This is a genomic window from Amycolatopsis sp. NPDC028719 (genome assembly GCF_055565395.1).
In genome coordinates this window covers 35,057-60,354 of the sequence record NZ_JBVHUL010000011.1, presented here as the reverse complement: position 1 = coordinate 60,354, position 25,298 = coordinate 35,057, and the positions used below count along the sequence as shown (strand labels likewise).

The 25,298-nt window shown below is 71.5% G+C and carries 25 protein-coding genes and 1 tRNA gene; 5 read left to right on the top strand and 21 right to left on the bottom strand.

The window, feature by feature from the left end:
- The 19 genes from ACZ4TR_RS38745 to ACZ4TR_RS38655 form a co-directional block, all read right to left on the bottom strand.
- Nucleotides 1–1,113 (bottom strand): XdhC family protein, encoded by a 1,113-nt coding sequence (locus tag ACZ4TR_RS38745; RefSeq protein WP_465293163.1) that lies wholly within the window; start codon nucleotides 1,111–1,113, stop codon nucleotides 1–3.
- Complete coding sequence (locus tag ACZ4TR_RS38740) at nucleotides 1,106–2,218, bottom strand: vWA domain-containing protein (protein ID WP_465293162.1); 1,113 nt, start codon at nucleotides 2,216–2,218, stop codon at nucleotides 1,106–1,108. Before ACZ4TR_RS38740 ends, ACZ4TR_RS38745 begins: the two co-directional genes overlap by 8 nt.
- Before the next feature lie 139 nt (nucleotides 2,219–2,357).
- Nucleotides 2,358–2,434 (bottom strand) — tRNA-Arg (locus ACZ4TR_RS38735).
- Nucleotides 2,435–2,689: 255 nt separating this feature from the next.
- Complete coding sequence (locus ACZ4TR_RS38730) at nucleotides 2,690–4,414, bottom strand: hypothetical protein (RefSeq protein ID WP_465293161.1); 1,725 nt, start codon at nucleotides 4,412–4,414, stop codon at nucleotides 2,690–2,692.
- A gap of 39 nt (nucleotides 4,415–4,453) precedes the next feature.
- Complete coding sequence (locus ACZ4TR_RS38725; protein WP_465293160.1) at nucleotides 4,454–5,332, bottom strand: AAA family ATPase; 879 nt, start codon at nucleotides 5,330–5,332, stop codon at nucleotides 4,454–4,456.
- 206 nt (nucleotides 5,333–5,538) lie between these two features.
- Complete coding sequence (locus ACZ4TR_RS38720; protein ID WP_465293159.1) at nucleotides 5,539–6,126, bottom strand: nucleotidyltransferase family protein; 588 nt, start codon at nucleotides 6,124–6,126, stop codon at nucleotides 5,539–5,541.
- Between the two features lie 290 nt (nucleotides 6,127–6,416).
- Entirely contained in the window at nucleotides 6,417–7,247 is an 831-nt protein-coding gene (locus ACZ4TR_RS38715; RefSeq protein ID WP_465293158.1) for an IclR family transcriptional regulator domain-containing protein, read from the bottom strand.
- A gap of 10 nt (nucleotides 7,248–7,257) precedes the next feature.
- The gene (pcaC, locus tag ACZ4TR_RS38710; protein ID WP_465293157.1) at nucleotides 7,258–7,659 is read right to left on the bottom strand and encodes a 4-carboxymuconolactone decarboxylase; all 402 of its coding nucleotides are present in this window, start codon (nucleotides 7,657–7,659) and stop codon (nucleotides 7,258–7,260) included.
- Nucleotides 7,656–8,459, bottom strand: coding sequence for a 3-oxoadipate enol-lactonase (gene pcaD / locus ACZ4TR_RS38705; protein ID WP_465293156.1), 804 nt, complete (start codon nucleotides 8,457–8,459; stop codon nucleotides 7,656–7,658). The genes pcaC and pcaD overlap by 4 nt, the downstream gene beginning before the upstream one ends.
- Nucleotides 8,460–8,472: 13 nt before the next feature.
- On the bottom strand, nucleotides 8,473–9,027 hold the full coding sequence (gene pcaG / locus ACZ4TR_RS38700) for a protocatechuate 3,4-dioxygenase subunit alpha (protein WP_465293155.1): 555 nt from the start codon (nucleotides 9,025–9,027) through the stop codon (nucleotides 8,473–8,475).
- A complete protein-coding gene (gene pcaH / locus ACZ4TR_RS38695; RefSeq protein ID WP_465293154.1) occupies nucleotides 9,024–9,761 on the bottom strand; it encodes a protocatechuate 3,4-dioxygenase subunit beta in 738 nt (245 codons plus the stop codon). The genes pcaG and pcaH overlap by 4 nt, the downstream gene beginning before the upstream one ends.
- A 12-nt stretch (nucleotides 9,762–9,773) precedes the next feature.
- Entirely contained in the window at nucleotides 9,774–10,955 is a 1,182-nt protein-coding gene (locus tag ACZ4TR_RS38690) for a thiolase family protein (protein ID WP_465293153.1), read from the bottom strand.
- Between the two features lie 159 nt (nucleotides 10,956–11,114).
- Nucleotides 11,115–11,867: a CoA-transferase subunit beta gene (locus ACZ4TR_RS38685; protein ID WP_465293152.1), complete on the bottom strand. Its 753-nt coding sequence runs from the start codon at nucleotides 11,865–11,867 to the stop codon at nucleotides 11,115–11,117.
- 154 nt (nucleotides 11,868–12,021) lie between these two features.
- Nucleotides 12,022–12,831 (bottom strand): CoA transferase subunit A, encoded by an 810-nt coding sequence (locus tag ACZ4TR_RS38680; RefSeq protein WP_465293151.1) that lies wholly within the window; start codon nucleotides 12,829–12,831, stop codon nucleotides 12,022–12,024.
- A gap of 169 nt (nucleotides 12,832–13,000) precedes the next feature.
- Entirely contained in the window at nucleotides 13,001–14,308 is a 1,308-nt protein-coding gene (locus tag ACZ4TR_RS38675; protein WP_465293150.1) for a glycoside hydrolase family 27 protein, read from the bottom strand.
- 24 nt (nucleotides 14,309–14,332) lie between these two features.
- Nucleotides 14,333–15,166 (bottom strand): carbohydrate ABC transporter permease, encoded by an 834-nt coding sequence (locus tag ACZ4TR_RS38670; RefSeq protein ID WP_465293149.1) that lies wholly within the window; start codon nucleotides 15,164–15,166, stop codon nucleotides 14,333–14,335.
- A complete protein-coding gene (locus ACZ4TR_RS38665; protein WP_465293148.1) occupies nucleotides 15,166–16,119 on the bottom strand; it encodes a carbohydrate ABC transporter permease in 954 nt (317 codons plus the stop codon). Before ACZ4TR_RS38665 ends, ACZ4TR_RS38670 begins: the two co-directional genes overlap by 1 nt.
- On the bottom strand, nucleotides 16,119–17,387 hold the full coding sequence (locus ACZ4TR_RS38660; RefSeq protein ID WP_465293396.1) for an ABC transporter substrate-binding protein: 1,269 nt from the start codon (nucleotides 17,385–17,387) through the stop codon (nucleotides 16,119–16,121). The genes ACZ4TR_RS38665 and ACZ4TR_RS38660 overlap by 1 nt, the downstream gene beginning before the upstream one ends.
- A 19-nt stretch (nucleotides 17,388–17,406) precedes the next feature.
- Nucleotides 17,407–18,597 carry an ROK family protein gene (locus ACZ4TR_RS38655; protein ID WP_465293147.1) on the bottom strand — a complete coding sequence of 397 codons (1,191 nt, stop codon included), beginning with the start codon at nucleotides 18,595–18,597 and terminating at the stop codon, nucleotides 17,407–17,409.
- Between the two features lie 76 nt (nucleotides 18,598–18,673).
- Here ACZ4TR_RS38655 and ACZ4TR_RS38650 point away from each other — a divergent pair, with 76 nt between their 5' ends.
- From ACZ4TR_RS38650 to ACZ4TR_RS38635, 4 genes are all read left to right on the top strand, one after another.
- A complete protein-coding gene (locus tag ACZ4TR_RS38650; protein WP_465293146.1) occupies nucleotides 18,674–20,764 on the top strand; it encodes an alpha-galactosidase in 2,091 nt (696 codons plus the stop codon).
- A gap of 106 nt (nucleotides 20,765–20,870) precedes the next feature.
- Entirely contained in the window at nucleotides 20,871–21,758 is an 888-nt protein-coding gene (locus ACZ4TR_RS38645) for an SGNH/GDSL hydrolase family protein (RefSeq protein WP_465293145.1), read from the top strand.
- A 30-nt stretch (nucleotides 21,759–21,788) separates the two neighbouring features.
- Nucleotides 21,789–22,721, top strand: coding sequence for a 2-hydroxyacid dehydrogenase (locus ACZ4TR_RS38640; protein WP_465293144.1), 933 nt, complete (start codon nucleotides 21,789–21,791; stop codon nucleotides 22,719–22,721).
- A complete protein-coding gene (locus ACZ4TR_RS38635; protein WP_465293143.1) occupies nucleotides 22,718–23,839 on the top strand; it encodes a glycerate kinase in 1,122 nt (373 codons plus the stop codon). Before ACZ4TR_RS38640 ends, ACZ4TR_RS38635 begins: the two co-directional genes overlap by 4 nt.
- Before the next feature lie 44 nt (nucleotides 23,840–23,883).
- Here ACZ4TR_RS38635 and ACZ4TR_RS38630 read toward each other — a convergent pair whose 3' ends face one another.
- Nucleotides 23,884–24,177: an iron-sulfur cluster biosynthesis family protein gene (locus ACZ4TR_RS38630; protein ID WP_284743642.1), complete on the bottom strand. Its 294-nt coding sequence runs from the start codon at nucleotides 24,175–24,177 to the stop codon at nucleotides 23,884–23,886.
- Nucleotides 24,178–24,257: 80 nt separating this feature from the next.
- Nucleotides 24,258–24,668 (bottom strand): hypothetical protein, encoded by a 411-nt coding sequence (locus ACZ4TR_RS38625; RefSeq protein ID WP_465293142.1) that lies wholly within the window; start codon nucleotides 24,666–24,668, stop codon nucleotides 24,258–24,260.
- Between the two features lie 148 nt (nucleotides 24,669–24,816).
- Here ACZ4TR_RS38625 and ACZ4TR_RS38620 point away from each other — a divergent pair, with 148 nt between their 5' ends.
- Nucleotides 24,817–25,296, top strand: a complete 480-nt coding sequence (locus ACZ4TR_RS38620) for a GtrA family protein (protein ID WP_465293141.1) — start codon at nucleotides 24,817–24,819, stop codon at nucleotides 25,294–25,296.
- Nucleotides 25,297–25,298 lie beyond the last annotated feature (2 nt).

The window sequence follows — 25,298 nt, the reverse complement described above, 5'->3', positions numbered from 1 at the left end:
TCAGCCGTGGATGCGCCCCGTCAGCTCCGCGAGCCGCTTGCCGCCGCCGCCCCACCGCAGCGCGATGATCTCCGCCGCGATCGACACCGCCGTCTCCTCCGGGGTGCGGGCACCGAGGTCGAGGCCGATCGGCGACGACAGCCGGTCCAGCTCCGCCTCGGTGATCCCGGCCTCGCGCAGGCGGGCGAAGCGGTCGTCGTGCGTCTTGCGGGAGCCCATCGCGCCGACGTACCCGACGTCCAGGCGCAGCGCGACCTCGAGCAGCGGGACGTCGAACTTCGGGTCGTGGGTCAGCACCGCGATGGCCGTGCGCCGGTCGATGCGCCCGGCCGCGGCTTCGCCCTCCAGGTAGCGGTGCGGCCAGTCGACGACGACGTCGTGCGCGTCCGGGAAGCGGCTGCTGGTGGCGAACACGGGCCGCGCGTCGCAGACCGTGACCTGGTAGCCGAGGTAGGCGCCCATGCGCGCCATCGCGGCGGCGAAGTCGATCGCGCCGAACACGAGCAGCCGGGGCGGCGGCTCGAAGGAGTTGACGAACACCGCCATGCCCTCGCCGCGGCGCTGGCCGTCCGGGCCGTAGTGCAGGGTGCCGGTGCGGCCGCTGGCCAGCAGGCCGCGCGCGTCGTCGGCCACCGCGTCGTCCATCCGCGAGGACCCCAGCGAGCCCTCGGTGCGGTCCGGCCAGACGATCATGTGCTCGCCGATCAGGCCTTCCTGCTCGTGCTCGATGATCGTGACGACCGCGACGGGTTCGCCGCCGCGCACGGACGCGACGACGTCGCCGAGCTCCGGCATCGACGCGCGGTCGACGTGCTCGACGTAGATGTCGATGATCCCGCCGCAGGTCAGGCCCACCGCGAAGGCGTCGTCGTCGGTGACGCCGTAGCGCTGCAGCACCGGCTTGCGCTCGCGGACGACCTCCTGCGCGAGCTCGTAGACGGCGCCTTCGACACAGCCGCCGGACACGCTGCCGGCGACGGTGCCGTCCGGGGCGACGACCATCGCCGCACCGGGCGCGCGGGGCGCCGACGAGAAGGTGGCGACCACGGTGCCGAGCCCGACCGTTTCCCCGTCGGACCAGCGGCGGAACACGTCGTCCAGTACGTCACGCATCGGAAATCTCCCCGAGCAGTCGTTCCAAAGTGGCCAGGGTGTGCCCGGCCAGCAGCCGGTCGATGTGGGGCAAAGCGGCCACGATGCCCGACTGGACCGGAGCGTACCCCGCACGGCCGGCGTGCGGATTCACCCAGAATACGGCGTGCGCGAGCCGGCGCAGGTGGGCGAGCTGCTCGCCGAGCAGGCCGGTGTCGCCGCGCTCCCAGCCGTCGGAGAACACGGTGACCACGGCGCGGCGGGCCACACCGCGCCGGCCCCAGCGGTCGAGGAAGGCCTGCAGCGTCTCGCCGAGGCGGGTGCCGCCGGCGAAGTCCGGCACCGCCGAGCCCGCCGCGAGCATCGCGCGTTCGGGGTCGCGCTGACGCAGCTGGCGGGAGACGCGGGTCAGCCGCGTGCCGAGGGTGAAGACCTCGACGGACTGCGGTGCGCTGCGCGTGAGGACGTGGGCGAACCGGAGCAGGGCGTCGGCGTACGGGCTCATCGACCCCGAGACGTCGATGAGCAGCACGACCCGCCGCGGCCTGCCGGCCCGCCGGGCGTAGGCCGGTTTCAGGGGTTCGCCGCCGCTGGCGAGCATGGCGCGCAGAGTGCGGGAGGGGTCGAGCCGACCACGCTTCGCCGGGGTCCTTCGCGAGGCCGGCCGCTTCGGAGGCACGGGCTTCAAGGTCGCCAGGAGCTCGCGAAGGTGTTCGCGTTCGGCGGTGGTCAACGCGGCGAGGTCGCGGTGGCGCAGGACTTCGTGGTCGCTCGCGGCGACTTTCAGCTGTTCGGGGCCGTCACCACCCTCGGCGTTCCCGCCGCCGGCGTCGACCAGCGGGGCGATCCGGGCCTGCTTCGGCGCGGCGGACTTCGCGCGCTGCGGGGTCGTGGATTCGATCGAAAACCACTGGCTGAAGGCTTCTTCGTAGTACGGGAGGTCGTCGGGGCTGGAGCACAGGGTGAGCCGGCCCGCCCAGTAGAGCTGGGTGGGTTCGGCGACGTCGATCTCGCCGACGGCGGCCAGGTAGGCCTGCACCCGGCGCGCATCGCAGGCGACCCCGGCCTCGCGCAGGGCAGCGGCGAACCCGGCGTACCCGGCGACGGGATCGGCGGCGGTGGTCATGACTCCATTGTGCGCTCATCCGGCCGCGCAGGTCGGCCTGTGGACGCGGAGGGCTGCCTTGTGGACGAGGCAACGGCGCGCACCCGAAACTGTCGGTGCGCGCCGGTAGCATGGAAAACGGGGGCCGGAGGCATACCATTGGTGTCCCGGCGAGGAGTCGAACCTCGGACCTCGGCGTTCGTAGCGCCGCGCTCTGTCCTGCTGAGCTACCGGGACGGGGCGGTCTGCGCGCACGCCCCTCCCCGGACGGGCGCAGACCGCGCTCTTCGCGGCGACCGACCCGAGGTAGCGAGGGGTGGGCGCGAAGAGCCTTCAGGAAGATTCAGCGAACGGCACGGGAGATCGTGCCGCAGTGGTGCGCTTGCCGGTTCACGATCTCCTCCTCTCGGCGGCGGTTTCCGCGGTACGGGAAAAGAATGCCGGAGCCCGGCGCACCGGGCAACGCATTTAATTCTGGTCCTTTGTGGACTGTCAGGCCGTGAAGCCCGGCACGATGTTCGCGCAGCCGCGGCGCCGCGCCACGTCGTTGCTCGCCAGGACCGGCGGCAGCGCCTGCTGCGCGAACGCCTGCAGTTCGGCGAGCTTCGCGTCGTCCACCAGGTCGCGGCGAACGTGGTACGTGGCCTGGTTCTTCGCGTCGTTCCGGGCGAAGATCGTGGCGTAGTCGCGCTCGAACCGCGGATCCTGGTCGAACTGCAGGGTGCTGCTCCACGAGCCGACGAAAACGATCAGTTCGGGCTTCGCCGTCGTGAAGACGTGATCCCGCAGACCGGCGAAGTCGGCGACGTGCAGGTAGTCCGCGATCGGGGCGTCGCCGAGCCCGGCGAGGTCGAGCAGCCGGAGCCGGCTGCCCAGCGCCGTGCCCCCGAGGTCGATCACCCCGGCCGAAGCCGTGTCCGGCAGCCGCAGGAGGTCCGCGAACCCGTTGATCGCGGTGTCGTCCCGCTCCGCGACGGCACACATCGCCGTCTTCACGTCGGCGCGGTACTTGGTGCCCTGGTCGTAGTAGCCGCCGATCGCACTGACCGACGCGGCGACGAGCAGGCAAGCCAGGACGACGCGGCCGCGCACCCGGACCAAGGCGAACGTCTCGACGACCGCGGTCGCGCCGAGGAGGGCGCCGACCGTCCAGACCGGCGTCGCGAACCGCAGGTGCCCCATCCAGTCGTACTCGAGCACGATGAACGCGGCGACGGCCAGGCCGAACGGAACCAGCAACGCGATCAGCCCGACGCGCAGCCGGCCCGGCTTGACCAGCAGCACCGCCAGGCAGCCGACCACGACGGCGGCGAGCAGCCAGCCCGCGTAGGACACGATTTCGCCCGGCCGCGCGAGGTCACCGAGGTCGGGCGGCTCCTGGCCCTTCGCGACCGCGGTGTTGGGCAGCAGGCGCCCGAACTCGAACCAGCGGTAGACCACGTAGGCGCCGAACGGCACGACGAAGGCGGCGACCGAGACGACCACCGCGCGGACGCTGGGGGCGAGCGCGGTCCGCTTCAGGAAGACGGCGACGGCGATCGGGTACGCACCCGCGTAGATGATCCCGTCGGGGCGGGTCAGCGCGGCCAGCATGGCGATCACGCCGGCGCCGATCGCGACGCGGTGGGTCAGCAGGCTGCCGCTCAGCACCGACCGCAGGAGGAGCACGGCCAGCGCGGCGACGGTCAGCGCGTAGAAGGAGTTCTCCAAGCCGGAGAAGCACCAGATCACGAACGACGGGTTGGCGGCGAGCGCGGCCCCGGCGACGAAGGTGACGAGCGCGGGGCGGCGGCTGAGCGTCTTCGCGCCGGCGTGGAAGAGAACCAGGACGCCCGCGCAGCAGGCCAGCGCCAGCGCCTTCGGGAAGAGGATCTGGTCGGAGACGCCGAAGAGCGTCCCGTGGTCGAACAGGCCGACGAGCTTGCCGAGGGCGAGCAGGACCATCCAGGTCGGGTTGGAGTACCCCTCGACCGGCGCCACGCCGGGCTGGAGCACCGGCCCGAGCCCGTCGGCGACGTTGCGCGAGTAGGCGAAGGTGATGGCGGCGTCGTCGATCAGCCAGTGGCCGTAGAACGAAGCGTGCACGGCGATCAACGCGGTGCCGCCCAGGACGGCCGCCACGGCGGCGAGCCAGGACGGCCACCGGCGAGCGGTCACCTCGGGTTCCGCTTGCCGGCCGGCCGACGGCCTCGCTTCGGTCGTCTCCACCACGCTCATACCTCGGGCCCTCCCATGCCTTCGGATACCCCGGGCCGGTCAGGCGAACAAAGCGTCGAGCTTGGCCCGGACACGGTCGAGGTCTTCGCTGTATTTCAGGACAGCACCGAGCGTGCGCGCCGCCGTCGCCGCGTCCAGCTCGTCCCGTCGCAGAGCCAGCAGGGCTCTCGCCCAATCGAGTGACTCCGCTACTCCGGGTGGCTTCAACAGGTCCATTTCGCGGAGCCGATGCACCGCTTCAGCGATCTGCCGAGCCAGGTTTTGCCCTATTTGGGGGATTCTACGGCGCAGGATCGTGACCTCTCGCGCCAGGTCGGGGTGTTCCAGCCAGTGGTAGAGGCAGCGGCGCTTGAGGGCGTCGTGCACTTCCCGGGTCCGGTTCGAGGTCAGCACGACGAGCGGCGGCTCCGCGGCGCGGATTTCGCCGTACTCGGGGATGGTGACGGCGTGCTCGTCGAGCAACTGGAGGAGGAAGGCTTCGAACTCGTCGTCGGCGCGGTCGATCTCGTCGATCAGCAGCACGCACGGCGCGGTGATCAAGGCCTGCAGCAGCGGGCGCGCGAGGAGGAAGCGTTCGGTGTAGAGCGAGCGCTCGGCGGCCTCGACGTCGATCCCCCCGCCCCCGGCGGCTTCGAGGGCCCGCAGGTGCAGGAGCTGGCGCGGGAAGTCCCATTCGTAGAGCGCCTGGGCGGCGTCGATGCCCTCGTGGCACTGGAGGCGCACGAGCGGGCGGCCGAGCGCGGTGGCCAGCGCGATGGCGAGCGACGTCTTGCCGGTGCCGGGTTCGCCTTCGCAGAAGAGGGGGCGGCCCATCCGCAGGGCGAGGAAGCCGGCGGTGGCGAGCCCGTCGTCGGCGAGGTAGCCGGTCCCGTCCAGCGCGGCGGCAAGTTCTTCAGGCGAGGCGAGCGAGTCCGTCACGGTGTCGATCGTAGGCGGCGCGGCGGCTGCGCGCGGGTCGCCGGGGCCGAGGGGGCTGGTGGTGGCCGTGATCCGGCGGACGACACGTACCCGGATGGACGACACGCGTGATCGGGCGGACGACACGCGTGATTGAAGGGTCGACACGACGGTTTGGCGGGGCGTCTCGCGTGCCTGGGGAGTCGGCTTGTGGGGCGGGCCGGTGGTCAGGCGGTGGGGAGGTCGGTGCGGTGGTCGACGTCGCGGCCGCTGCCGAGGTCGCCGCACTCGATGAGCTTCAGATCGGCGCGGGTCGACAGCCAGTCTCGGGCGCCGCGGTCGCCCTCGGCAGATTCGGCGATTTCGGGCCACCAGCGGCGGCCGAGGAGGACGGGGTGACCGGGGACGCCGTCGTAGGCCGCGCGGGCGACGGTTTCAGGCGTCGCGCCGACGGCGACCCGGGCGATGATGTCGGCGCCGACCCACGGCAGGTCGACGAGGTGGACCAGGGCCGCGACCGGGCCTGGTTCCTGGGAGAGCGCGGCGAGGCCGGCTTTGAGGGAGGCGCCCATGCCGGTCTCCCAGCCCGCGGCCCGCACCGCTTGGGCCGGATCGGGCAGAAGCGCGCTGACCTCGTCGGCGGCGGCACCGAGGACGACCCGGACGGGATCGCAGCCGGCCGCGGTCAGGGTGGCGAGCACGCGCAGGACGAGGGGTTGGCCGTCGATTTCGGCGAGGGCCTTCGGGCCGCCGAACCGGCGGCCGGCCCCGGCGGCGAGCAGCAAGCCGGCGACAGGCGGGGTGGCTGCGGTCATCGGCGCACCAGCTTCGTGACGGCAAGCAGAAGACCGCCGCCGGGCCGCGTAGCCAGGATCACCGGCACACCAACCTCCCGACAGCAAGCAGAAGGCCGCCGCCGGGCCGCGTAGCCAAGATCACCGGCACACCAACCTCCCCGCCGCGAGCCAGAAGGCTCGCACCGGGCCGCGTCGCCGGCGTTACCGGCCCACCGGGCGCCCGGTGGGCGGCCCGGACCAGGTGCTCGGCTGAGGCGCGCAATGCCCGGTCCTCGGCTCCGGCCGCCTGGCCCGTGCAGACTGGGTTCTCAACCATGGGCGCGGCCGGGGGCGCCGATCGCCAGGTCGGCTTCTATCAAGCGGGCCGTCTCCAGCAGCGGGGGGACCAGGTCCTTCTCCACCGACTCCGCCGTCGTGCGGCTCGCGTGCGTCGACAGGTTCACCGCTGCCGCCACCCGGCCCGTGCGGTCGTGGATCGGGGCCGCCACCGAGCGGAGGCCTTCCTCCAGCTCCTGGTCGACCATCGCCCAGCCCTGGTCGGTCACCTTGGCCAGTTCCGCGCGGAGGCGGTCGGGGGCCGTGACCGTGCGGTCCGTGAGGCGGTCGAGCTTCGCCACCACGAAGTACGCCTCCAGCTCCGCCCGGCTCAGGCCGGCCAGCAGGACGTGACCCATCGACGTCGCGTACGCCGGGAAGCGGGTTCCCACGTTGATGCTCACCGTCATGATGCGCGAGACCGCCACCCGCGCCACGTAGACGATGTCCGTTCCCTCCAGGACCGACACCGAACTGGACTCGCGCACTCCCGCCGACAGGTGCTCCAGGTGGGGCTGGGCCACCTCCGGCAGCGTCATGCTCGACAGGTACGAGTACCCCAGCTCCAGCACGCGAGCGGTCAGGGAGAAGTACTTGCCGTCCGTGCGGACGTAACCGAGGTCGGTCAGCGTCAGCAGGAAACGGCGGGCCGCGGCGCGGGTCAGGCCCGTCGCGCGGGCGACGTCGCTGAGGGTCAGCTCCGCCGCGTCCGCGTGGAACGCCTTGATCACCGCCAGGCCGCGCTCCAGCGACTGGACGTGGTGGGCGCCGCGGTGGGCCGGCTCGCTGTCGAGCTCGGCTTCGATGGGCCTCCCCGTGTCCATGCCCGGCACCCTATCCGGCGTCGGCCGGCCGGGCGCTCGGCTCGCCGAGCTCGGCCAGGGTGCGCTGGGCGATGGCGAACGCCGCGTTCGCCGCCGGGGCACCCGCGTAGACCGCCGTGTGCAGCAGGACCTCGCCGATCTCCGCCGCCGTGAGGCCGTTGCGGACCGCGGCGCGGACGTGCATCGCCAGCTCGTTGTGCGCCTGCAGCGCGGTCAGCGCCGCGAGCGTGACGCAGCTGCGCGTCCGGCGGTCGAGGCCGTCGCGGGACCAGACCGAACCCCACGCCCCTTCGGTGATGTAGTCCTGGAACGGGCGGCTGAAGTCCGTCGTGCCCGCGACCGCGCGGTCGACGTGCTCGTCGCCGAGCACTTCGCGCCGGACCTTCATGCCCTGCTCGTGACGGTCGCTCACTTCGCCTCCAGGTGCTCGAGGATCAGCCTCGTGAATTCTTCCGGCCGTTCGTAGCTGCCCAGGTGCGCGGTGTCCGGCACGACCTCGAGCCGCGCGCCCGGGATGCCCGCCGCGATCAGGTCGGCGTGGCCCTCCGGTGGCGTGGCCGGGTCGTCGGCACCCGCGATGACCAGCGTGGGCGCGGTGATCTTCGGCAGCACGTCGAGCAGGTCCATCCGCTCGATCGCACCGCAGCAGGCCGCGTAGCCCTCGGCCGGGACGGCGGCGATCATCGAGCGCAGGAACGCGGCGCGATCCGGGTGCCGCTCGGCGTAGCCCGGCGTCAGCCAGCGGCTCACGCCGGCCGCGGCCACCGCGCCGGTGCCCTTCTCCCGCACCGTGCGCGCCCGGTCCGCCCACATCTGCGGCGGCCCGAGCTTCGCGGACGTGCAGCAGAGCACCAGGCTCGCGATCCGGTCCGGCGCGTGGGCGCCGAGCCACATGCCCGTCATCGCGCCGAGCGACAGGCCCACGAGGTGCGCTTTCGCGACGCCGAGGTCCTCGAGCAGCGCGAGGAAGTCGAAGCCGAGGTCTTCGAGGTCGTACGGCCCCGGCGGCACCGGCGAAGCGCCGTGCCCGCGCGTGTCGTAGCGGACCACCCGGAAGCCGCGCTCCAGCAGCGGCACCACCTGGGGTTCCCACATCCGGAGGTCGCTGCCGAGCGATCCCCCGAACACCACCACCGGACCGTCTTCGGGCCCTTCGACGATCCGGTGCAGCCGGACGGCACCCACGCCGTCACCTCCGTTCGCGTTCGTCATGCCGGGAAGGACGTCATACCCGGAAGAACACCGTCTCGCCCTGGCCTTGGAGGCGCACGTCGAAGCGGTAGCCGTCCTCGGTCTTGGCCGCGATCAAGGTGCCGCGCCGCTCCGCCGGCACCGTCGCCAGCACCGGGTCCCCGGAGTTGTCCTGGTCCTCGAAGTAGATCCGCGTGACACACCGGTTGAGCAGCCCGCGCGCGAACACCGACACGTCGATGTGGCGGGCCTGCGTGGTGCCGCCCTCGCCGGGCACGACGCCCGGGAGCAGGGTGAGGATCCCGTACGTGCCCTCGGGGGTCGTCGGGCAGCGGCCGAAGCCTCGGAAGTCGCCGGACGCTTCGCCGCGCGGGTCGTCGGGGTGGCGGAACCCGCCGTCCGGGTCGGCCTGCCACGTCTCGATCATCGCGTCCGGAACCGGGTCGCCGTTGCCGTCGCGGACGATGCCGCGGATCCAGAACGCGCCGGGCGTGCCTTCGGGGACGACGTGCGGGCCGTCGGGCCAGGGCAGCCCGATCGACAGGTACGGGCCGACGGTCTGCGAAGGGGTGGGAAGCAGCTTGGTCATTCGTCTTCGTCCTCTTCCTCTTCGAACACCGACGCGTCGCGCCCGCGGAGCACGATGTCGAACTGGAACCCCAGCGCCCACTCCGACTGCGTGATCTCGTGGTCGTAGCGCGAGACCATGCGCCGGCGGGCTTTCTCGTCCGGGATGGAGTTGAAGATCGGGTCCTGGGAGAAGAGCGGGTCGTCCGGGAAGTACATCTGGGTGACCAGCCGCTGCGTGAACGCCGAGCCGAACACCGAGAAGTGGATGTGCGCGGGGCGCCAGGCGTTGTCGTGGTTCTTCCACGGGTACGCGCCGGGCTTGATGGTGGTGAAGGTGTAGCGGCCGTCGCTGTCGGTCAGAGCGCGCCCGACGCCGTCGAAGTTCGGGTCGAGCGGCGACGGCCAGCGGTCGCCGGTGTGGCGGTAGCGGCCGCCCGCGTTCGCCTGCCAGATCTCGACGAGGGAGTCGCGCACCGGGCGGCCGTCGCCGTCGAGCAGCCGGCCGGTGACGATGATTCGCTGGCCCTGCGGCTCGCCCGCGTGCTGGCGGGTGAGGTCGTTGTCGAACTCGCCGAGACGGCCGGGGCCGAGCAGCGGGCCGGTGACCTCGGTCAGCATCTGCGGGAGCAGCACCAGGTCCTGCTTGGGGTGCCGCAGCGCCGTGGAGCGGTAGCCGGGATAGCCGAGCGGGGGGTGCGTGCCTTCGGGCTCCTCGCCGTAGCGGGGCAGCCGGAATTCGGTCGGAGTAGCCACGTCTTCTCTCCTTTACCGGCCTTCGAGGACGACGGCCAGGCCCTGGCCGACGCCGATGCAGATGGCGGCCAGGCCCCAGCCGCCGCCCCGGCGGTGCAGGTCGTGCGCCAGGGTGCCGAGGATGCGGCCACCGGACGCGCCGAGCGGGTGGCCGATCGCGATCGCGCCGCCGTGGGTGTTCACGATCTCCGGGTCGAGCTTCTTCCAGTCGCGCAGGCAGGCCAGCGACTGCGCGGCAAACGCTTCGTTGAGCTCGACCGCCACCAGGTCGTCCCAGCCGATGCCGGCCCGCTCGAGGGCGATCTCCGCCGCGCGCACCGGGCCGATGCCGAAGACGTCCGGGTCGACGCCCGCAGCGCCGCGCCCGGCGATCCGGGCCAGCGGGGTCGCGCCGAGCCGGCTCGCGCTCGCTTCGTCACCGAGCAGGAGCGCCGACGCGCCGTCGTTCAGCGGGGAGGCGTTGCCCGCCGTGACGGTGCCGTTCTCCTTCCGGAAGACCGGCTTCAGCTTGGCCAGCTTCTCGGTGCTGGAGTCCGGCCGGATGCCCTCGTCACGGGCCAGGTCCACACCTTCGACCGGGACGACCAGGTCGTCGTAGAAGCCTTCGTCCCACGCCTTCGCCGCGTTGACGTGGCTGCGGGCGGCGAAAGCGTCCTGCTCGTCGCGGCCGATGCCGTAGCGCTCCGCGAGCAGCTCGGTGGACTCGCCGAGGGAGATCGTCCACTGCGACGGCATCGCCGGGTTGACCATGCGCCAGCCGAGCGCGGTGTTGTAGAGGGTCTGGTTGCCGGCGGGGAAGGCCTTCTCCGGCTTCGGCATGACCAGCGGCGAGCGGGTCATGGACTCGACGCCGCCGGCGACCACCAGCGAGGCGTCGCCGACCTGGATCGCGCGGCTGGCCTGCATCACCGCGTCGAGGCCGGAGCCGCAGAGGCGATTGACGGTGTTGCCGGGAACGCTCGTGGGCCAGCCCGCCAGGAGGGCGGCCATCCGGGCGACGTTGCGGTTGTCCTCGCCCGCGCCGTTCGCGTCGCCGAGGGTCACCTCGTCCACTGTGGACGGATCGAGGTCGTTGCGGGCCGCGAGGGCCTTGAGGACGCCCGCGGCCAGGTCGTCCGGGCGGACGCCGGCCAGTGCGCCGCCGTAGCGGCCGAACGGGGTGCGGATCGCGTCGAGGACGTAGACGTCGGTCATGCGTTCGCCTTCCGGGTCGGCGGCGCGGGGGTCGCCGGAGTGGTCGGGTGGGGACGGTTCGGTGCGGTTGCGAGAGCCGCGCGCGGGGCGACGATCACCGGCTCACCTTGCCACGGCGAAGGTGGTGGGCGCGCGTGGCGACGGAGAACTCGAATGCCGTCACGCCTTCTCCAGCTCTCGCAGGAGGCTGAGCTCCTGCTCCGTCGGGGCGGGGGTGGTCTTCAGGTCTTCCGCGACCTTCAGCTTCCACCCCGTGGCCGCGATCGCCTGCTCGAGCTCCACGCCGGGGTGGAGCTCGGTGAGGGTCAGCTCGGCCGTTTCCGGATCGGGGCGCATCAGGCCGAGATCCGTCACGACCAGCGTCGGGCCCTGGCCGGGGAGTCCGAGCTTCTCGCGGTCACCCTTGCCGGTGCCGTGGCCGAACGACGTGACGAAGTCGACCTTCTCCACGAACGCCCGGGGGCTCTGGCGGAGCACGATGAACACCTCGCCGCACGACGCCGCGATCTCCGGGGCGCCGCCCGCGCCCGGGAGGCGGACCTTCGGGTCGTGGTAGTCCGAGCCGATCACGGTCGTGTTGATGTTGCCGAACTTGTCGAGCTGGGCGGCGCCGAGGAAGCCGACGTCGATGCGGCCGGGCTGGAGCCAGTAGTTGAACACCTCGGGCACGCTGACCACCGCGTCCGCGGTGTCGGCCAGCTCGCCGTCGCCGATCGAGAGCGGGAGGCGGGACGGCTTCGCGCCCAGGCAACCCGATTCGTAGATCAGCGTGAGGTTCGGGGCGTGCGCGCGGCGGGCCAGGTTCGCCGCCTTCGAGGGCAGGCCGATGCCGACGAAGCAGGACATGCCGTCGCCGAGGGCGCGGGCCGCCGCGACGCTCATCATCTCGTCGGCGGTGTACTCCGTGCTCATGCGGTTGCCTCCGCGGTCTTGCGGGTGTCGGCGATGCCGGGGTGGGGTGCCGGAGCGGGGCTCCAGCCGGTGGGCGCCGCCCCGGGGAAGGAGGCGGCGACCACCGGCCTCGAGGGGGAGCCGGGCGCGTGCCGATGGGGACGACGGGTGGGGGTCATGCCTTCACCCCGGTCAGCTCGTTCAGCCACTTCGTGAACTCCTCGCGATCGCGGCCCACCTCGTCCCACGCCTGGTACGCCGAGTTGTCGCGCTCGTAGTACCCCGCCGCGTACGACGGCTTCGCGCCGCCTGGCACCTCGGCCACCGCGGTGACCACCCAGGCCGGCAGGATCACCGCGCCCGGGCGGGGCTCCAGCTCGTCGACGATCTCCTCGACCGTGACGATCGAGCGCTTCGCCGCCAGGACCGCTTCCTTCTGGACGCCGGTGATGCCCCACATCTGGACGTTGCCGGCCCGGTCGGCGCGCTGGGCGTGGACGATCGTGACGTCCGGGTTCAGCGCCGGGACCGCGGTGAGCCGCTCACCGGTGAACGGGCACGTGATGGGCTTGATCGTGTCGGTCTGCGCGGGCAGGTCGGTGCCCGTGTAGCCGCGCAGCACCGCGAACGGCAGGCCGGACGCGCCGGCGACGTACCGGTTCGCCATGCCGGCGTGGCTGTGCTCCTCGATCTCCAGCGGCACCGGCCAGTCATGCTGGACGGCGTCACGGAAGCGGTGCAATGAGCCGACGCCGGGGTTGCCGCCCCAGGAGAAGATCAGCTTGCTCGCGCAGCCCGCGCCGATCAGCTGGTCGTACACGATGTCCGGGGTCATCCGCACCAGCGTGAGACCCCGCCGGCCCTGCCGGATGATCTCCTGCCCGGCCGCGACCGGGATGAGGTGCGTGAAGCCCTCGAGCGCGACGGTGTCGCCGTCGTGCACCAGCCGGCCGACGGCCTCCTCCAGTGACAGCAGCTCCGCCATCTCACTCCCCTGCATCCGTTCGCATTACGCACACTCGTTCTGCAACCGAACATAGCACGACCATCGGGCCGCGGACCAGACGTCTTCCGCCCAATGGATGACTCAGGCACGACGAAGGGGACTTTCCTCGCGTGCGCGGCGAGGGAAGTCCCCCTTCGGAGGAAGAACGTCAGCCGATCCGGACCAGGCGGGAGCCGTGCGGCGGCACCGAAGAAGCCGTCCACGAGCCCCGGAACCGCCCGAGGTCCGTCCGCGCGACGAGGTCACGCACCGGCCGCGCCCCCGGCATTCCGAGGTCCACCGTGATGTCGGCGGGCGTCGAGCCGAGGTTGTAGACGGCCGCGTACGTCCGGCCGTCCGGCGCGCGCTTCTTCCACACCTGGAGGTTCCCGCCGGTCACCTGCGTCGCGTACGTCCCCGACTGGTCGACGCGGACGACCTCGGGATTCGTCAGGATGGACACGGCGGACGAGTCCAGGAAGTAGATGTCGCCCCCGACGTACAGCGGGGACGACGCCATCGACCAGAACGTCATCACGCTCTGCCGCTCGACGTCGGAGATCCCGTCCTGGATGCCGGACCCCGTGTTGTTGCTGATCGGCATCGAGTCCAGGTCGGGCCGGTACTGCGGGCCGAAGACGCCCTGCCAGCCCGGCAGGTCGGCCCACCGCGCCTTCACCGAGCTGTCCCACGTGGACACGGTGTCGCAGTAGCACTCGACGTCCGTGTCGATCCGCACGCTGTTGGCGTAGCGAGCGAGAGAAGGCCCGATGGACCGCGGCACCGGCCACGCGCTCGCCGTCAGCCACATCGGCCGCCGCGAGTGGTCGATCGCCCTGGACCAAGCCGCGATGTCCGGGACGTTGTCGGCCGTCGTGCCGTCGACCTTGACGAAGTCGACCCCCCAGGACGCGAAGCGGGCCACGATCGAGTCGTAGTACTTCTGCGCGCACGGGTTCCCGAAGTCGACCTTCCAGTTGCCGCCCCAGCCGTTGGACGGCGTCAGCGGCCGGTAGGCGATGTCCTGCGCGTGGCACGAGGTCCCGAGGATGGGCGCGTTCTTGTCGTACACCTCCTTCTCGAGCCCGGTCACCGCGTACAGGCCGAGCTTCAGCCCGAGCCCGTGCACGTAGGAAGCCAACGCGGGAATCCCGGACGGGAACCTGCCCGGGTCCGGCGTCGGGATGCCGTTGACGTCGGTGTGGAACACCCACGACTGGTCCGCGTTCCAGCCGGAGTCGATGTTGACGTTGGTGTAGCCCGCGGACTTGAGCTTCGAAGCCATGGCCGAAGCCGCGTCGCGGACGTGTGACTCGTTCAGCCACGAAGTGCCGTAACCCGCGCGGGTCGACGACTCGAGGCTCCAGCTGCTCCAGCCCATGAACGGCCGGACGAACGGCGTCCGCGCGTCGGCGACGGGCACCAGGAAGGCAAGAAATCCGAGCATGGCGAAGAAAACGGAAAGGAGGCGCTTCACTGAACACTCCTCGATAGGGGGGACCTACTCCTTGAGCCCGCTCGCGGCGATCCCGCTGACGATGAACCGCTGGGCGACCAGGAACATCGCGACCAGCGGCGCGATGGTGACCAGAGCGCCGGCGAACAGCGCCGGCAGGTTGACCGACTGCGCGGTCAGGAACGTCGAAAGCGCGATCTGCGCGGTCCACGACGACGGGTCCTGCCCGATCACCAGCGGCCACAGGAACGCGTTCCAGCTTTCGATGAACATCAGCGCGCCGAGCGACGCGATCATGCTCCCCGAGTTCGGCAGCACGAGCCGCCGGTAGACGCCGAGGTAACCGAGCCCGTCGAGCCGGCCCGCCTCTTCGATCTCGCCGGGGAACCGCAGGTAGAAGTTGCGGAACAGGATCACGGTGAACGCGCTGAACAGGTTCGGCGCGATGATCCCCCACTCCGTGTCGACCCCGCCCAGCGAACCGACGACGACGAACGTCGGCACGAACGTCACCGACTGCGGGATCATCAGCGTGACCAGCACGTACGTGAACACCGCACGGCGCCCGGGCACGTTGATGCGGGCCAGTGCGTACCCCGCCATCGAGCCGAACAGCGTGCCGACCGGCGCGGTCACGACCGCGACCAGGAACGAGTTCCAGAGCGAGTGCGCCATCGGCACCGACGCGTCGGCGAACAGGTCGCCGAAGTTGACCCACGACAGCGGGTCCGGCAGCCACGACCAGTCCGGCGAGCTGACCTGCTGCCGCGTCATCAGCGCGTTGCGCAGCATGATGTAGAACGGCAGCAGGAAGACCAGCGACAGCACCGAAGCCAAGACGTACTTCGGCGCTTTCCGGGAAACCGGGAGGACGGCCATCAGTCCTTCTTCCCGAAGCCGACGAACCGGCCCTGCAGCAGGGTGATCACGACGATGAGCACGGTCAGCAGGAACGAGCCCGCCGAACCGACGCCGTAGTTCTGGTCGCCGAGCGCGGAGTCGTACAGATAGACGAGGGGCGGCTTCACCGGCGCGGTCGCCGTGCCGGAAAGCCCGGTGCCGAACAGGTTGTAGAACTCGTCGAACGCCTGGAACGCCGCGATGAGGATGAGCAGCAGCACCGCCACCGACGTGTTCCGCAGCTGCGGCAGCGTGATGTACCGGAACGCCTGCCACTTCGTCGTGCCGTCGAGTTCGCCGGCTTCGTACAGCGACGGCGAGATCGCCTGCAGCCCGGCCAGGAACAGGATCATGTACAGCCCGACCTGCAGCCACAGCCGCAGCGTCACCACCGCGACCCAGTACACCGGCGGGCTCGTCTCCGACAGCCACGGCACCGGCTCGACGCCGAACAGCCCGCCGAGGACGTTCGCGACGCCTGAGGGCAGCCCGTTGAACAGCGCCATCTTCCACACCAGCGCCGCGACGACGTACGACACCGCCGCCGGGATGAGGAAGATCGTCCGGAAGAACGCCTTACCGCGCTTGATGCTGTTGATCAGCACTGCGAGACCGAGCGACGCCACGAAGGTGATCGGCACGATGACCACGGTGAAGAGCGCGATCGTCGCCAGCGACGTCAGGAAGGCGTCGTCGCCGAGCAGGAACGCGTAGTTGCCGAAGCCGATCCAGTGCCCGAGGGTGATCGTGCCGCGAGCATCGTTGAAGCTGAGCAGGAAGCTCCACGCGATCGCGACGTACTTGAACAGTCCCAGCCCGATCACCACGGGCCCGGTCAGCACCGCGAACGCGCCGATCGCGCGCCAGTCGCGGCGACGGCGGCGTTTCTCGGGCGCCACCGTGACCGGCGGAGCCTCCAGCACGGCCGTCATCAGGCCAGCTGCTTGTCGACTTCGGCCTGGGCCTTCTTCGCCGCGTCGCCGAGTTCGGCGGCCGGGTCGGCCTGCCCGTTCGCGATCTTCGTCGCGGCCTGCAGGAACAGCGTCGCCGATGCCTTGTTCCACAGTCCCGAGTAGGACTTGCCGTTCTGCTGCGAGATCGTGACGGCGTCCTTCGCCGGGCCGCTGGAGAACTCGGTGGTCTGCGCGGCGACCGGCTTGCGCGCCGGGATGTGGAAGCCGTACTTCACGCACCAGTCCTTCTGGAGGTCGGCGTTCTTGATCCACAGCCAGTCGATGAACTGCTTCACCGCATCCGGATGAGCGGACTTCGCGTTGGCCAGCTGGTACCAGCCGCCGACCCGCGCGACCTGCTTGCCGGCGTCGCCGAACTTCGGCCACGCGACGACGCCGAAGTCGTCACCCAGCGCCTTCTTGATGTCCGGCAGCGACCAGAGGCCGCCCCACTGCATGGCGGTGGCGCCGTTCGCGAACGCGCCGGGGTCGGACCAGTCGGTCGGGTAGCCTTGGAGCAGGCCGCCGGTGTCGTGCAGCTGCTTGAGCCCGGCGATCGCGGCGACGGCCTCGGGGGAGGCGAAGGCGACCTTCTTGCCGCTGCTGTCGAAGAAGTCCGCGCCGGACGACCAGAGCAGCAGCGTCGCGGCTTCGCCGACGCCGTCGGTGCCGACGTAGAGGCCCTTCTGCTTGCCGCTGTTCAGCTTCCGGGTCGCTTCCAGGAGCTCGGCGAACGTCTGCGGCGGCTGGACGCCCGAGGCCTGCAGCGCGGACTTGCGGTAGTACAGCATCATGACGTCGTCGATCATCTTGACGCCGTAGATCTTGCCGTCGACGGTCACGGTGTCCAGCGCGGCCGGGCTGAAGTCGGCCTTGGCCGGGGCGATGATGTCGTCGAGCGGTGCGAGCAGGCCGTTCTTGACGTTCTGGTACCGGAAGTCGCCGAGTTCGAACAGGTCCGGTGCCTGCGCGGTGAGCATCGCGGAGTTGAGCTTGGTCTCGTAGTCGCCGGCGATCCAGCTGACGTTGATCGCGATGTCCGGGTGGGCCTTGGTGAACTCCTGCGCGTATCGCTGGACGGCTTGCTGCGTCCCGGATTCGCCGTACGCGTGGTACCACTGCTGCAGGGTGACCTTGGCGCCGGAAGAGGGACCTGCGTTCTTGTTCAGCGGATCGCTCGTGCAGCCCGCGAGTGCGGCGCCACCGGCGAAGAGGACGGACCCGACCAGGAAGCTTCGGCGATTCATGGGGCTCACAAGGGACTCCTTAGACGCTCTCGGCGACGAAAAGACTTTGGATGGCGACGGCGGCCGCACCCCGCGCCCACTCCTCGAACGGCAGCGGCCGGATCACCAGGCCGCAGCGGGCGGCACTGCCGAACGCCTGGACCGCGAAGGTCCGGCGGATCTGCTCCTCGAACAGGTCGTAGGTGGCGACGCCCTCGCCGGAGACCACGACCCGTTCCGGGCCGAACAGGTTGACCAGCGCGGCCAGGCCGAGCCCGATCGCGTGGCCGGCACCGGCGAACACCTCGCGCAGCGGTTCGTCGCCGCGCCGGGCGCGGGCCACGGCGTCTTCCATGTCCAGCGCGGGTTCTCCGGAGACCTCGCGAGCCCGCGTCAAAATCGCTTCGGTGGAGGCGATCGCCTCGACGCAGCCCCGGCCGCCGCAGTGGCACGGCGGTCCGCCGTCGGCGACCGGGACGTGCCCGATCTCGCCCGCGACGCCGTGCGCGCCGCGGACCAGGTCGCCGTTGACCACGAGCGCGCTGCCGATCCCGGTTCCCACCGTCACCAGCGCGAACGACGACGCGCCGACGCCTTCGCCGAACCACTGCTCGGCGACGGCCAGGGCCTTGACGTCGTTCTCCAGCGTCACGGTGAGACCGGTCGCTTCTCCCAAAAGTGAAGCCAGGGGCACGTCCCGCCAGCCGAGGAACGGCGAATACCGGACCACGCCGGACGCGCGGTCGACGTCGCCGGACACCGCGACGCCCAGGCAGTAGGCGCGCTCGCGGAGGTTGCTCGTGCCGTCCGGGGTCGGGCCGGCCAGCAGCTCGCCGACGAGGTCGGCCAGCGCGCGGACGACGTGGCCGACGTCGTGGCTCTTCAGTGCGTGGTGAGCGCTGGCCCGGACGTCGGCGCGCAGGTCGGTGACCACGCCGATCAGGTCGTCGCCGGTGATCTTGACGCCGACGAAGTACTCGCGGTCGGGCCGGATGGCGAGGGGATTCGCGGGGCGCCCGGCGCCGGGGCCCGTGCGGCCTTCGGAGGCGAGCTCTTCGAGGTAACCGGCTTCGATGAACGGCCGGGCCGCCTTGGTGACCGCGGCCGACGACAGACCCGTGCGCCGGGCGACGTCGACGCGGGAGACCGGCCCCTCGGTCAGGACCGTGGTGAACACGGTCGCTGCCGCGGGACTGGTGATCGGCGCCCTTGCCGGTGCACTGCGAGGCATGGCCGGAAGGGTAGGCAGGATTAATTAACTTCGTCAAGAATTTATTTTCTGGCTGGTCGTGCCTACGCTCGGGATCATGTCGCTCGTCGAACACGACCCCGCGCACCGGCTCTGGCTGCTGCGCACCCCCGAGAGCTCGTACGCGTTCCGGCTCGACGCCGACGACCGGCCGCGGCACGTCCACTGGGGCCCGCCGTTGACCTTGGCGCAGGCCACGCAGGTCGCCGCGCGCCGCAACCCGGCCGACAGCAGCTTCGACGAGCCGGGTGACGAGCGGCAGGAACTGCCGGCCGAAGGCGGCGCGTTCTTCGGCGTCGCAGCCCTGGCGGTCCGGTACGAAGACGGGACGTCGGCGCTCGAGTGGCGTTACGACGGCTTCGCGATCGAAGACGACGCGCTCGTCGTCCGGCTCGCCGACCGGCACTACCCCCTCGAACTCTCGCTGCACTACCGCGCCCGCGGCGAGGTGATCGAGCGCTGGACGTCGTTGCGCAACACCGGCGACGCCCCGATTTCCCTGCTGCGCACGGATTCCGCGTCGTGGACACTCCCCCGGCGCGCCGGCGCGCGGCTCACCCGGACGTCCGGCGCGTGGAGCGCCGAGTACGGCGTGCTGCGGGAACCGCTGCCGGTCGGCGAAACCACGCTGACCAGCCGTCGCGGCGTCTCCAGTCACCAGGTCAACCCCTGGGTGATGCTCGACGCGGGCGACGCGACCGAGACGTCCGGCGAAGTGTGGTCGACCGCGCTGGCGTGGAGCGGGAGCTGGCGGATCACCGTCGAGCACACGCACACCGGCCGCGTCACGTGGACCGGCGGGTTCGGCCACGAACACGTCGGCTGGCGGCTGCTGCGCGGCGAAACGTGGGAGACGCCCGTGTTCGCCGGGCTGTATGCGGCCGACGGCTTCGGCGGCACGAGCCGGCGGTGGCACGCCTACGTCCGCGAGTTCGTCCAGCCGCACCCCGAAGAGCTGCGGCCGATCGTCTACAACTCGTGGGAGGCGACCGGCTGGGACGTCGACGAAGCCACCGAAACCTCCCTCGCCGAAGCCGCGGCGAAGCTCGGGGCCGAGCTGTTCGTCATGGACGACGGCTGGTTCGGCGCCCGCACCGGCGACACCGCCGGGCTCGGCGACTGGACCGCCAACGCCGAGCGCTTCCCGGCCGGGCTGCGGCCCCTCGTCGACGCCGTCCACGCCCGGGGCATGAAGTTCGGGCTGTGGGTCGAGCCGGAGATGGTCAACCCGGACAGCGAGCTTTATCGCGCGCACCCGGACTGGGTGCTGCACATGGCGAACCGGTCACGCACCACGCTGCGCAACCAGCTCGTGCTGAACTTCGCGCGCGCCGACGTCGCGGACTGGGCGCACGAGTGGCTCGACCGCCTGGTCGGCGAGCACGGCATCGACTACCTCAAGTGGGACATGAACCGCGCGTTCACCGAGGCCGGCTGGCCCGCGGCGGGCGAGGACGCGGGACGGCTCTGGGTCGAGCACGTCCGCGCGGTGCACGCCATCTTGGACCGGCTGCGCGCCGACCACCCCGCGCTGCGGATCCAGGGCTGCGCGGGCGGTGGCGGGCGCACCGACCTCGGGATCCTCGCGCGCACCGACGAGATCTGGGCTTCCGACAACACCGACGCCGCCGACCGGATCAGCATCCAGCACGGCTACGGCCAGCTCTACCCCGCCGGCACGATGTCGGCCTGGGTCACCGACAGCCCGAACCCGACCACCGGCCGCGAAGCGCCGCTGAGCTTCCGGTTCCACGTCGCGATGGCGGGCGTGCTCGGCCTGGGCGGCGACCTGCCGCGCTGGAGCGCCGCCGAGCTTTCCGAGGCCGCCGGCCTCGTGGCGCTGTACAAGAAGATCCGGCCCGTGGTGCAGCACGGCGAGCTGTACCGGCTGGCCGACCCGGCGACGTCGGCGCTGACCGCGGTGCAGTACGTGCTGGACGCCGAGGCCGTGGTCTTCTTCTGGCGGCGGCCCGCGGAGTTCGCGCGCCCGGTCACGCCGCCACGGCTCGCGGGGCTGGACCCGGCGGGGCGGTACCGCGACTCCGGCGGCGTCGTGCACGACGGCGCGGTGCTGCTGAGCCACGGCCTCGACGTCGACCTGCCGGGGAGCGGGTACGCGAGCGCGGTGGTGCGGCTGACCAGGGTCTGATTACCCACGCCGATCGGCGTGACCGGCACGGGTGAGCCGCATTGACTTTTCACCGGACGTGAGCCGAATGTGAAAGTCCTTCACTTCGCTCGCCAACGGAGGCAGCATGCGCAAGCGCCTGTCCGCCCTGCTCGTCGTGCCCGCGCTCGCCATGCTCGCCTTCGCCGCTCCGGCGTCGGCGAGCGCGAGCTACCACGAATACGTCGCCCTGGGTGACTCGTGGACCGCCGACGTCTTCGTCACCTTCCCGCCCACCACCGAGTTCACCCCGCTCGACTGCGCACAGTCCACTTCGGACTACCCGCACGAGGTGGCCGGCGCGCTGGGCGTCGAGACGTTCCGCGACGCCAGCTGCGGCGGCGCCACGACGACCGACTTCACGCAGCCGCAGAAGCTGCCGCTGGGCGGCACGAACCCGCCGCAGTTCGACCGGCTCGCGACCACCACGGACCTGGTCACCGTCGGGATCGGCGGCAACGACATCGGGCTCGCTTCGGCCGTGACGAAGTGCCTCAACCTGCTGCCGGTGAGCACGTGCAAGGCGAAGTTCACCGCGGGTGGCGTCGACCAGCTGGAAAACGCGGTCACGGCGAGCGAACCGAAGGTCGCCAACGCGCTGCGGCAGATCCACGAACGCTCACCGCAGGCACGGGTCCTGCTGGTGAACTACCTCGCCGGGCTGCCCGCGAGCGGGAAGGGGTGCTGGCCGGTGATCCCGATCGCCGACGGCGACGTCGCCTACCTGCAGGCGAAGTTCCTCTCGATGAACGCCATGCTGGCGCGGGTCGCCGCGGCCAACGACGCCGAACTCGTCGACACCTACTCCCCGACCGTCGGGCACGACGCGTGCCAGGCGCCCACCGTGCGCTACGCCGAAGGCCTGCTCCCGGTCTCGGCGAGCAACCCGCTGCTCCTCGCGTTCCCCTTCCACCCCAACGGCGCCGGAGCCGCCGCGCAGTCGGAGATCGTCCTCGACGCGGTCCGACAAGGCTGAAATGTCGGTGCCGTGAACTAGGCTGTCGGGGTGCCCAAGATCGCGGTGACCCGATGGATTCCCGACGACGCGGTGAAGGTCCTGGCCGAGGTGGGCGACGTGGTCGTGTCGCCCGCCGACCGGCCGCTGACGGCCGGGGAACTGCACGAGTTCGTCTCCGGCGCTTCGGCCGTCGTCGGGATGCTGCACGACCGGCTCGACGGCGCACTCGCCGACGCCGCCGGACCCGGGCTGCAGGTGGTCGCGAACGTCGCCGTCGGCTACGACAACGTCGACGTTCCCGCGCTGGCTTCCCGCGGGGTCGTCGTCACGAACACGCCGGGGGTGCTGACCGACGCGACCGCCGACCTCGCGTTCGGCCTGCTGCTCGCCGTCACGCGGCGGATCGGCGAAGGGGAACGGCTGCTGCGCTCGCGCACGCCATGGTCGTTCCACCTCGGCTTCCTGCTCGGCTCGGGCCTGCAGGGCAAGACGCTCGGCATCGTCGGGTACGGGCAGATCGGCCGGGCGGTGGCGAAACGCGCCGAGGCGTTCGGCATGGACATCATCCACTCGGGACGGTCGAAGCAGGGTTCCGTTTCCTTCGAAGAACTCCTGGCGCGCGCGGACGTCGTCTCACTGCACTGCCCGCTGACCCCCGAGACGCGGCACCTCATCGACGCGGCCGCGTTGCGCGCCATGAAACCCGGCGCCTACCTGGTGAACACGACACGCGGCCCGGTCGTCGACGAAGCCGCCCTGGCGGACGCCCTCGAAGCCGGGGAGATCGCCGGCGCCGCGCTGGACGTGTTCGAGAAGGAGCCCGACGTCGAACCGCGGCTGCTCGGCCGCGACGACGTCGTGCTGAGCCCGCACCTCGGGTCCGCCACGGTCGAGACCCGCACGGCGATGGCCGTGCTGGCGGCCCGCAACGTCGCGGCGGTGCTCGCCGGGCGTCCCCCGCTGACGGAGGTGAAGCCGTGACCCGGATCGTCATCGCACCCGACAAGTTCAAGGGCAGTCTCACCGCGGTCGAGGCCGCGGAGGCCATCGCGCTCGGCGTCCGGGACGCCTTGCCGGACGCCGAGATCGTTTCGTGCCCGGTCGCCGACGGCGGCGAAGGCACCCTCGACGTCCTCGAAGCGGCGGGCGCGCGGATCGTCCGGCTGACCGTCCGCGGGCCGCTCGAAGACGCGGTCCAGGCTTCATACGCGGTACTGGACGGCACGGCGTACATCGAATCGGCGCGCGCGTGCGGGATCGAATTCGTCGAGCCCAGCCCGGAAACCGCGCTGGGCGCGCACACCTGGGGCGTCGGAGAACTGCTCTCGGACGCGTTGATCCACGGCGCTCGCCGGCTCGTCCTGACGGTCGGCGGCACGGCCAGCACCGACGGCGGGGCCGGGATGCTCAGCGCGCTCGGCGCCGGGGTGCTGGACGCGTTCGGCGCGCCGGTCGGCCTGGGCGGCGGGACGCTTTCGCGGGTCGCGTCGACCGAGCTGACGCCGGTGCGGGAACGTCTCGACGGGGTCAGCGTCGCCGTCGCCACCGACGTCACGAACCCGTTGCTGGGCCCGGAAGGCGCCGCGGCGGTGTTCGGGCCACAGAAGGGCGCGGGGCCGTCGGAGGTGACGTTGCTCGACGAAGCGCTGGGCCGGTGGGCGCACGCGCTGCAGGTCGGGGGCGCTCCCGACGTCTCGCGGATCCCGGGCGCGGGTGCCGGCGGCGGGGTCGCCGCGGGCGCGATCGCCCTCGGCGGGATCGTCGAATCCGGGTTCGACCTCATCGCGGGGCTGACCGGCGTCGATCAGGCCCTGGCAGGCGCCGATCTCGTCATCACCGGGGAGGGCTCGCTCGACGAACAGAGCCTGAACGGCAAGGCGCCCGCCGGGATCGCGGACCGGGCACGGCCGCGCGGAGTCCCGCTGCTGGCGCTGGCCGGGCGGATCCGGCTCGATGCCGCCGGGCTGGCGCGGCTGGGGGTGGTGGGGAGCAGCGCGCTGATCGACCACGCGCCATCGGTCGAGCACGCGCAGGCGAATGCGGCGGAACTGCTGCGGGTCCGCGCCGCGGTGCTGGTCAGCGAATGGGCGGCCCGCTAGCGAACGGACCTCCCGCGTCGCTGCGAAAGGCCCGTCCGCCGTGGTCAGCTCGTGTGCTGCGGCAGCACGGCGAAGGCGACTCCGCCGGCTTCGTCCTCTTGGACGTCGAGCACCTTGTCGTCGAGCAACGCCGCGGCCTGCGGTTCCAGGAAGACCTTCGGGCCTTCCTCGGCACCCAGCACGCTGTCGCCCGCCGCGGGCTCGGGGGCGACGGACAGCGCCAGCTGGGCGCTTTCGCCGTCGGCGTTCTGAACCGCCAGGCGGAGCCCGGCGTCACCCTCCCCCTGGCTGGTCAGTGCGGTGATCGCCTCGGCGGCGGCTTCGGTCACGGTCAGCATCTTCGGCCTTCCTTCGTCGCGGTCCGGTGCACTGGGGCCCCACGCTAGGGGCGTCCGTTCGGCCGTGCAGTCTGAGCGGATCAGCCCTGCCGCGCCTCACGGATGGCGTCCGCCACGGACCCGCCCGCGTAGTCCGCCTCTTCGCGCGGATCGGAGTCGGAGTGGCGGTGCGGCACCTCGTCGGCCGGGGCCACCTGTTCGAAGTCGGCCGGCGCGTCCTCGACGGTTTCGTCGAGCTGGTCGGCCGGGGTCACCGCGAGCGGGCGCTCCGGGACCGGCTCCGGCTCGGTGTCCGGCACTTCTTCGGCGAGGCGCTGGTCCATCGGCTCGCCTTCGCGGACCTCTCTGGGCGTGGTGCCGAAGCGGTCGGCGGCGCTCCAGCGCTCGGGCGGCTCGATGCCCTCTTCGAGGGGGTCGACGCGCAGCTCGTCCTCGTCCAGCGCCTCGCTGGGGTCGAGGCTTTCCGGTTCGGCCGCGTCACGGTCACTCACGGGTTTCTCCAGGCGCGTAGGCAGTAGTCATCGCCGGTGACCTACCCGAGGCGGCGGGCGCCGAAACCGCGGCGGTGTCGCCGGGATCACAATTCTTCAACTGGTTTAACATATTCACAATTTTGTGAACGCGGGGTAGGTTCGGATCATGGCCACCACCAGGTGCGCACCGGGACACCGGCTGCTCGCCACCGACCCCGAACGGCACCACGAGCTCGGCACGCACGCCGCGTGGTACGTCGTGGCCGGCGTGGTGACGACCGGCGTGCAGGCCGTTCTGTTCCTCCTGCTGCGCGACGAGCTCGGCTCCCAGGTGGCGAACCTGGTCGCGATCGCGCTGACCACGGTCGGGAACACCGAGTTCCACCGCCGCGTCACCTTCGCCGGGCGGCCCAGCAACGCCGGGAAGCGGCACCTGCAGGACCTCCTGACGTTCGCCTTCTACGCCGGGTACGGCTCGGCCGTGCTGGCGATCCTCGACGCGGTCGTCGACCGGCCGACGTCGTGGGAGGAGACCGGCACGCTGCTGCTGGCCAGCCTGGTCGGCGGGTTCGTCCGGTTCGCGGTGCTGCGCTGGTGGGTGTTCGCGCACCGCGCCGAAAGGGCCGCGGCAGCACACAGCGGCTAGCG

Excerpts from the sequence above, each read along its gene's own strand:
- pcaG (WP_465293155.1), bottom strand. The coding sequence starts at position 9,027 with ATGACCAAGCTGCTTCCCACCCCTTCGCAGACCGTCGGCCCGTACCTG.
- ACZ4TR_RS38740 (WP_465293162.1), bottom strand. The coding sequence starts at position 2,218 with ATGACCACCGCCGCCGATCCCGTCGCCGGGTACGCCGGGTTCGCCGCT.
- ACZ4TR_RS38680 (WP_465293151.1), bottom strand. The coding sequence starts at position 12,831 with ATGGCGGAGCTGCTGTCACTGGAGGAGGCCGTCGGCCGGCTGGTGCAC.
- ACZ4TR_RS38620 (WP_465293141.1), top strand. The coding sequence starts at position 24,817 with ATGGCCACCACCAGGTGCGCACCGGGACACCGGCTGCTCGCCACCGAC.
- ACZ4TR_RS38715 (WP_465293158.1), bottom strand. The coding sequence starts at position 7,247 with ATGGACACGGGGAGGCCCATCGAAGCCGAGCTCGACAGCGAGCCGGCC.
- ACZ4TR_RS38745 (WP_465293163.1), bottom strand. The coding sequence starts at position 1,113 with ATGCGTGACGTACTGGACGACGTGTTCCGCCGCTGGTCCGACGGGGAA.
- ACZ4TR_RS38655 (WP_465293147.1), bottom strand. The coding sequence starts at position 18,597 with ATGCCTCGCAGTGCACCGGCAAGGGCGCCGATCACCAGTCCCGCGGCA.
- ACZ4TR_RS38665 (WP_465293148.1), bottom strand. The coding sequence starts at position 16,119 with ATGACGGCCGTGCTGGAGGCTCCGCCGGTCACGGTGGCGCCCGAGAAA.
- ACZ4TR_RS38660 (WP_465293396.1), bottom strand. The coding sequence starts at position 17,387 with ATGAATCGCCGAAGCTTCCTGGTCGGGTCCGTCCTCTTCGCCGGTGGC.
- ACZ4TR_RS38670 (WP_465293149.1), bottom strand. The coding sequence starts at position 15,166 with ATGGCCGTCCTCCCGGTTTCCCGGAAAGCGCCGAAGTACGTCTTGGCT.
- ACZ4TR_RS38630 (WP_284743642.1), bottom strand. The coding sequence starts at position 24,177 with ATGCTGACCGTGACCGAAGCCGCCGCCGAGGCGATCACCGCACTGACC.
- ACZ4TR_RS38645 (WP_465293145.1), top strand. The coding sequence starts at position 20,871 with ATGCGCAAGCGCCTGTCCGCCCTGCTCGTCGTGCCCGCGCTCGCCATG.
- ACZ4TR_RS38650 (WP_465293146.1), top strand. The coding sequence starts at position 18,674 with ATGTCGCTCGTCGAACACGACCCCGCGCACCGGCTCTGGCTGCTGCGC.
- ACZ4TR_RS38685 (WP_465293152.1), bottom strand. The coding sequence starts at position 11,867 with ATGAGCACGGAGTACACCGCCGACGAGATGATGAGCGTCGCGGCGGCC.
- ACZ4TR_RS38730 (WP_465293161.1), bottom strand. The coding sequence starts at position 4,414 with ATGAGCGTGGTGGAGACGACCGAAGCGAGGCCGTCGGCCGGCCGGCAA.
- ACZ4TR_RS38690 (WP_465293153.1), bottom strand. The coding sequence starts at position 10,955 with ATGACCGACGTCTACGTCCTCGACGCGATCCGCACCCCGTTCGGCCGC.
- pcaD (WP_465293156.1), bottom strand. The coding sequence starts at position 8,459 with ATGACGAACGCGAACGGAGGTGACGGCGTGGGTGCCGTCCGGCTGCAC.
- ACZ4TR_RS38720 (WP_465293159.1), bottom strand. The coding sequence starts at position 6,126 with ATGACCGCAGCCACCCCGCCTGTCGCCGGCTTGCTGCTCGCCGCCGGG.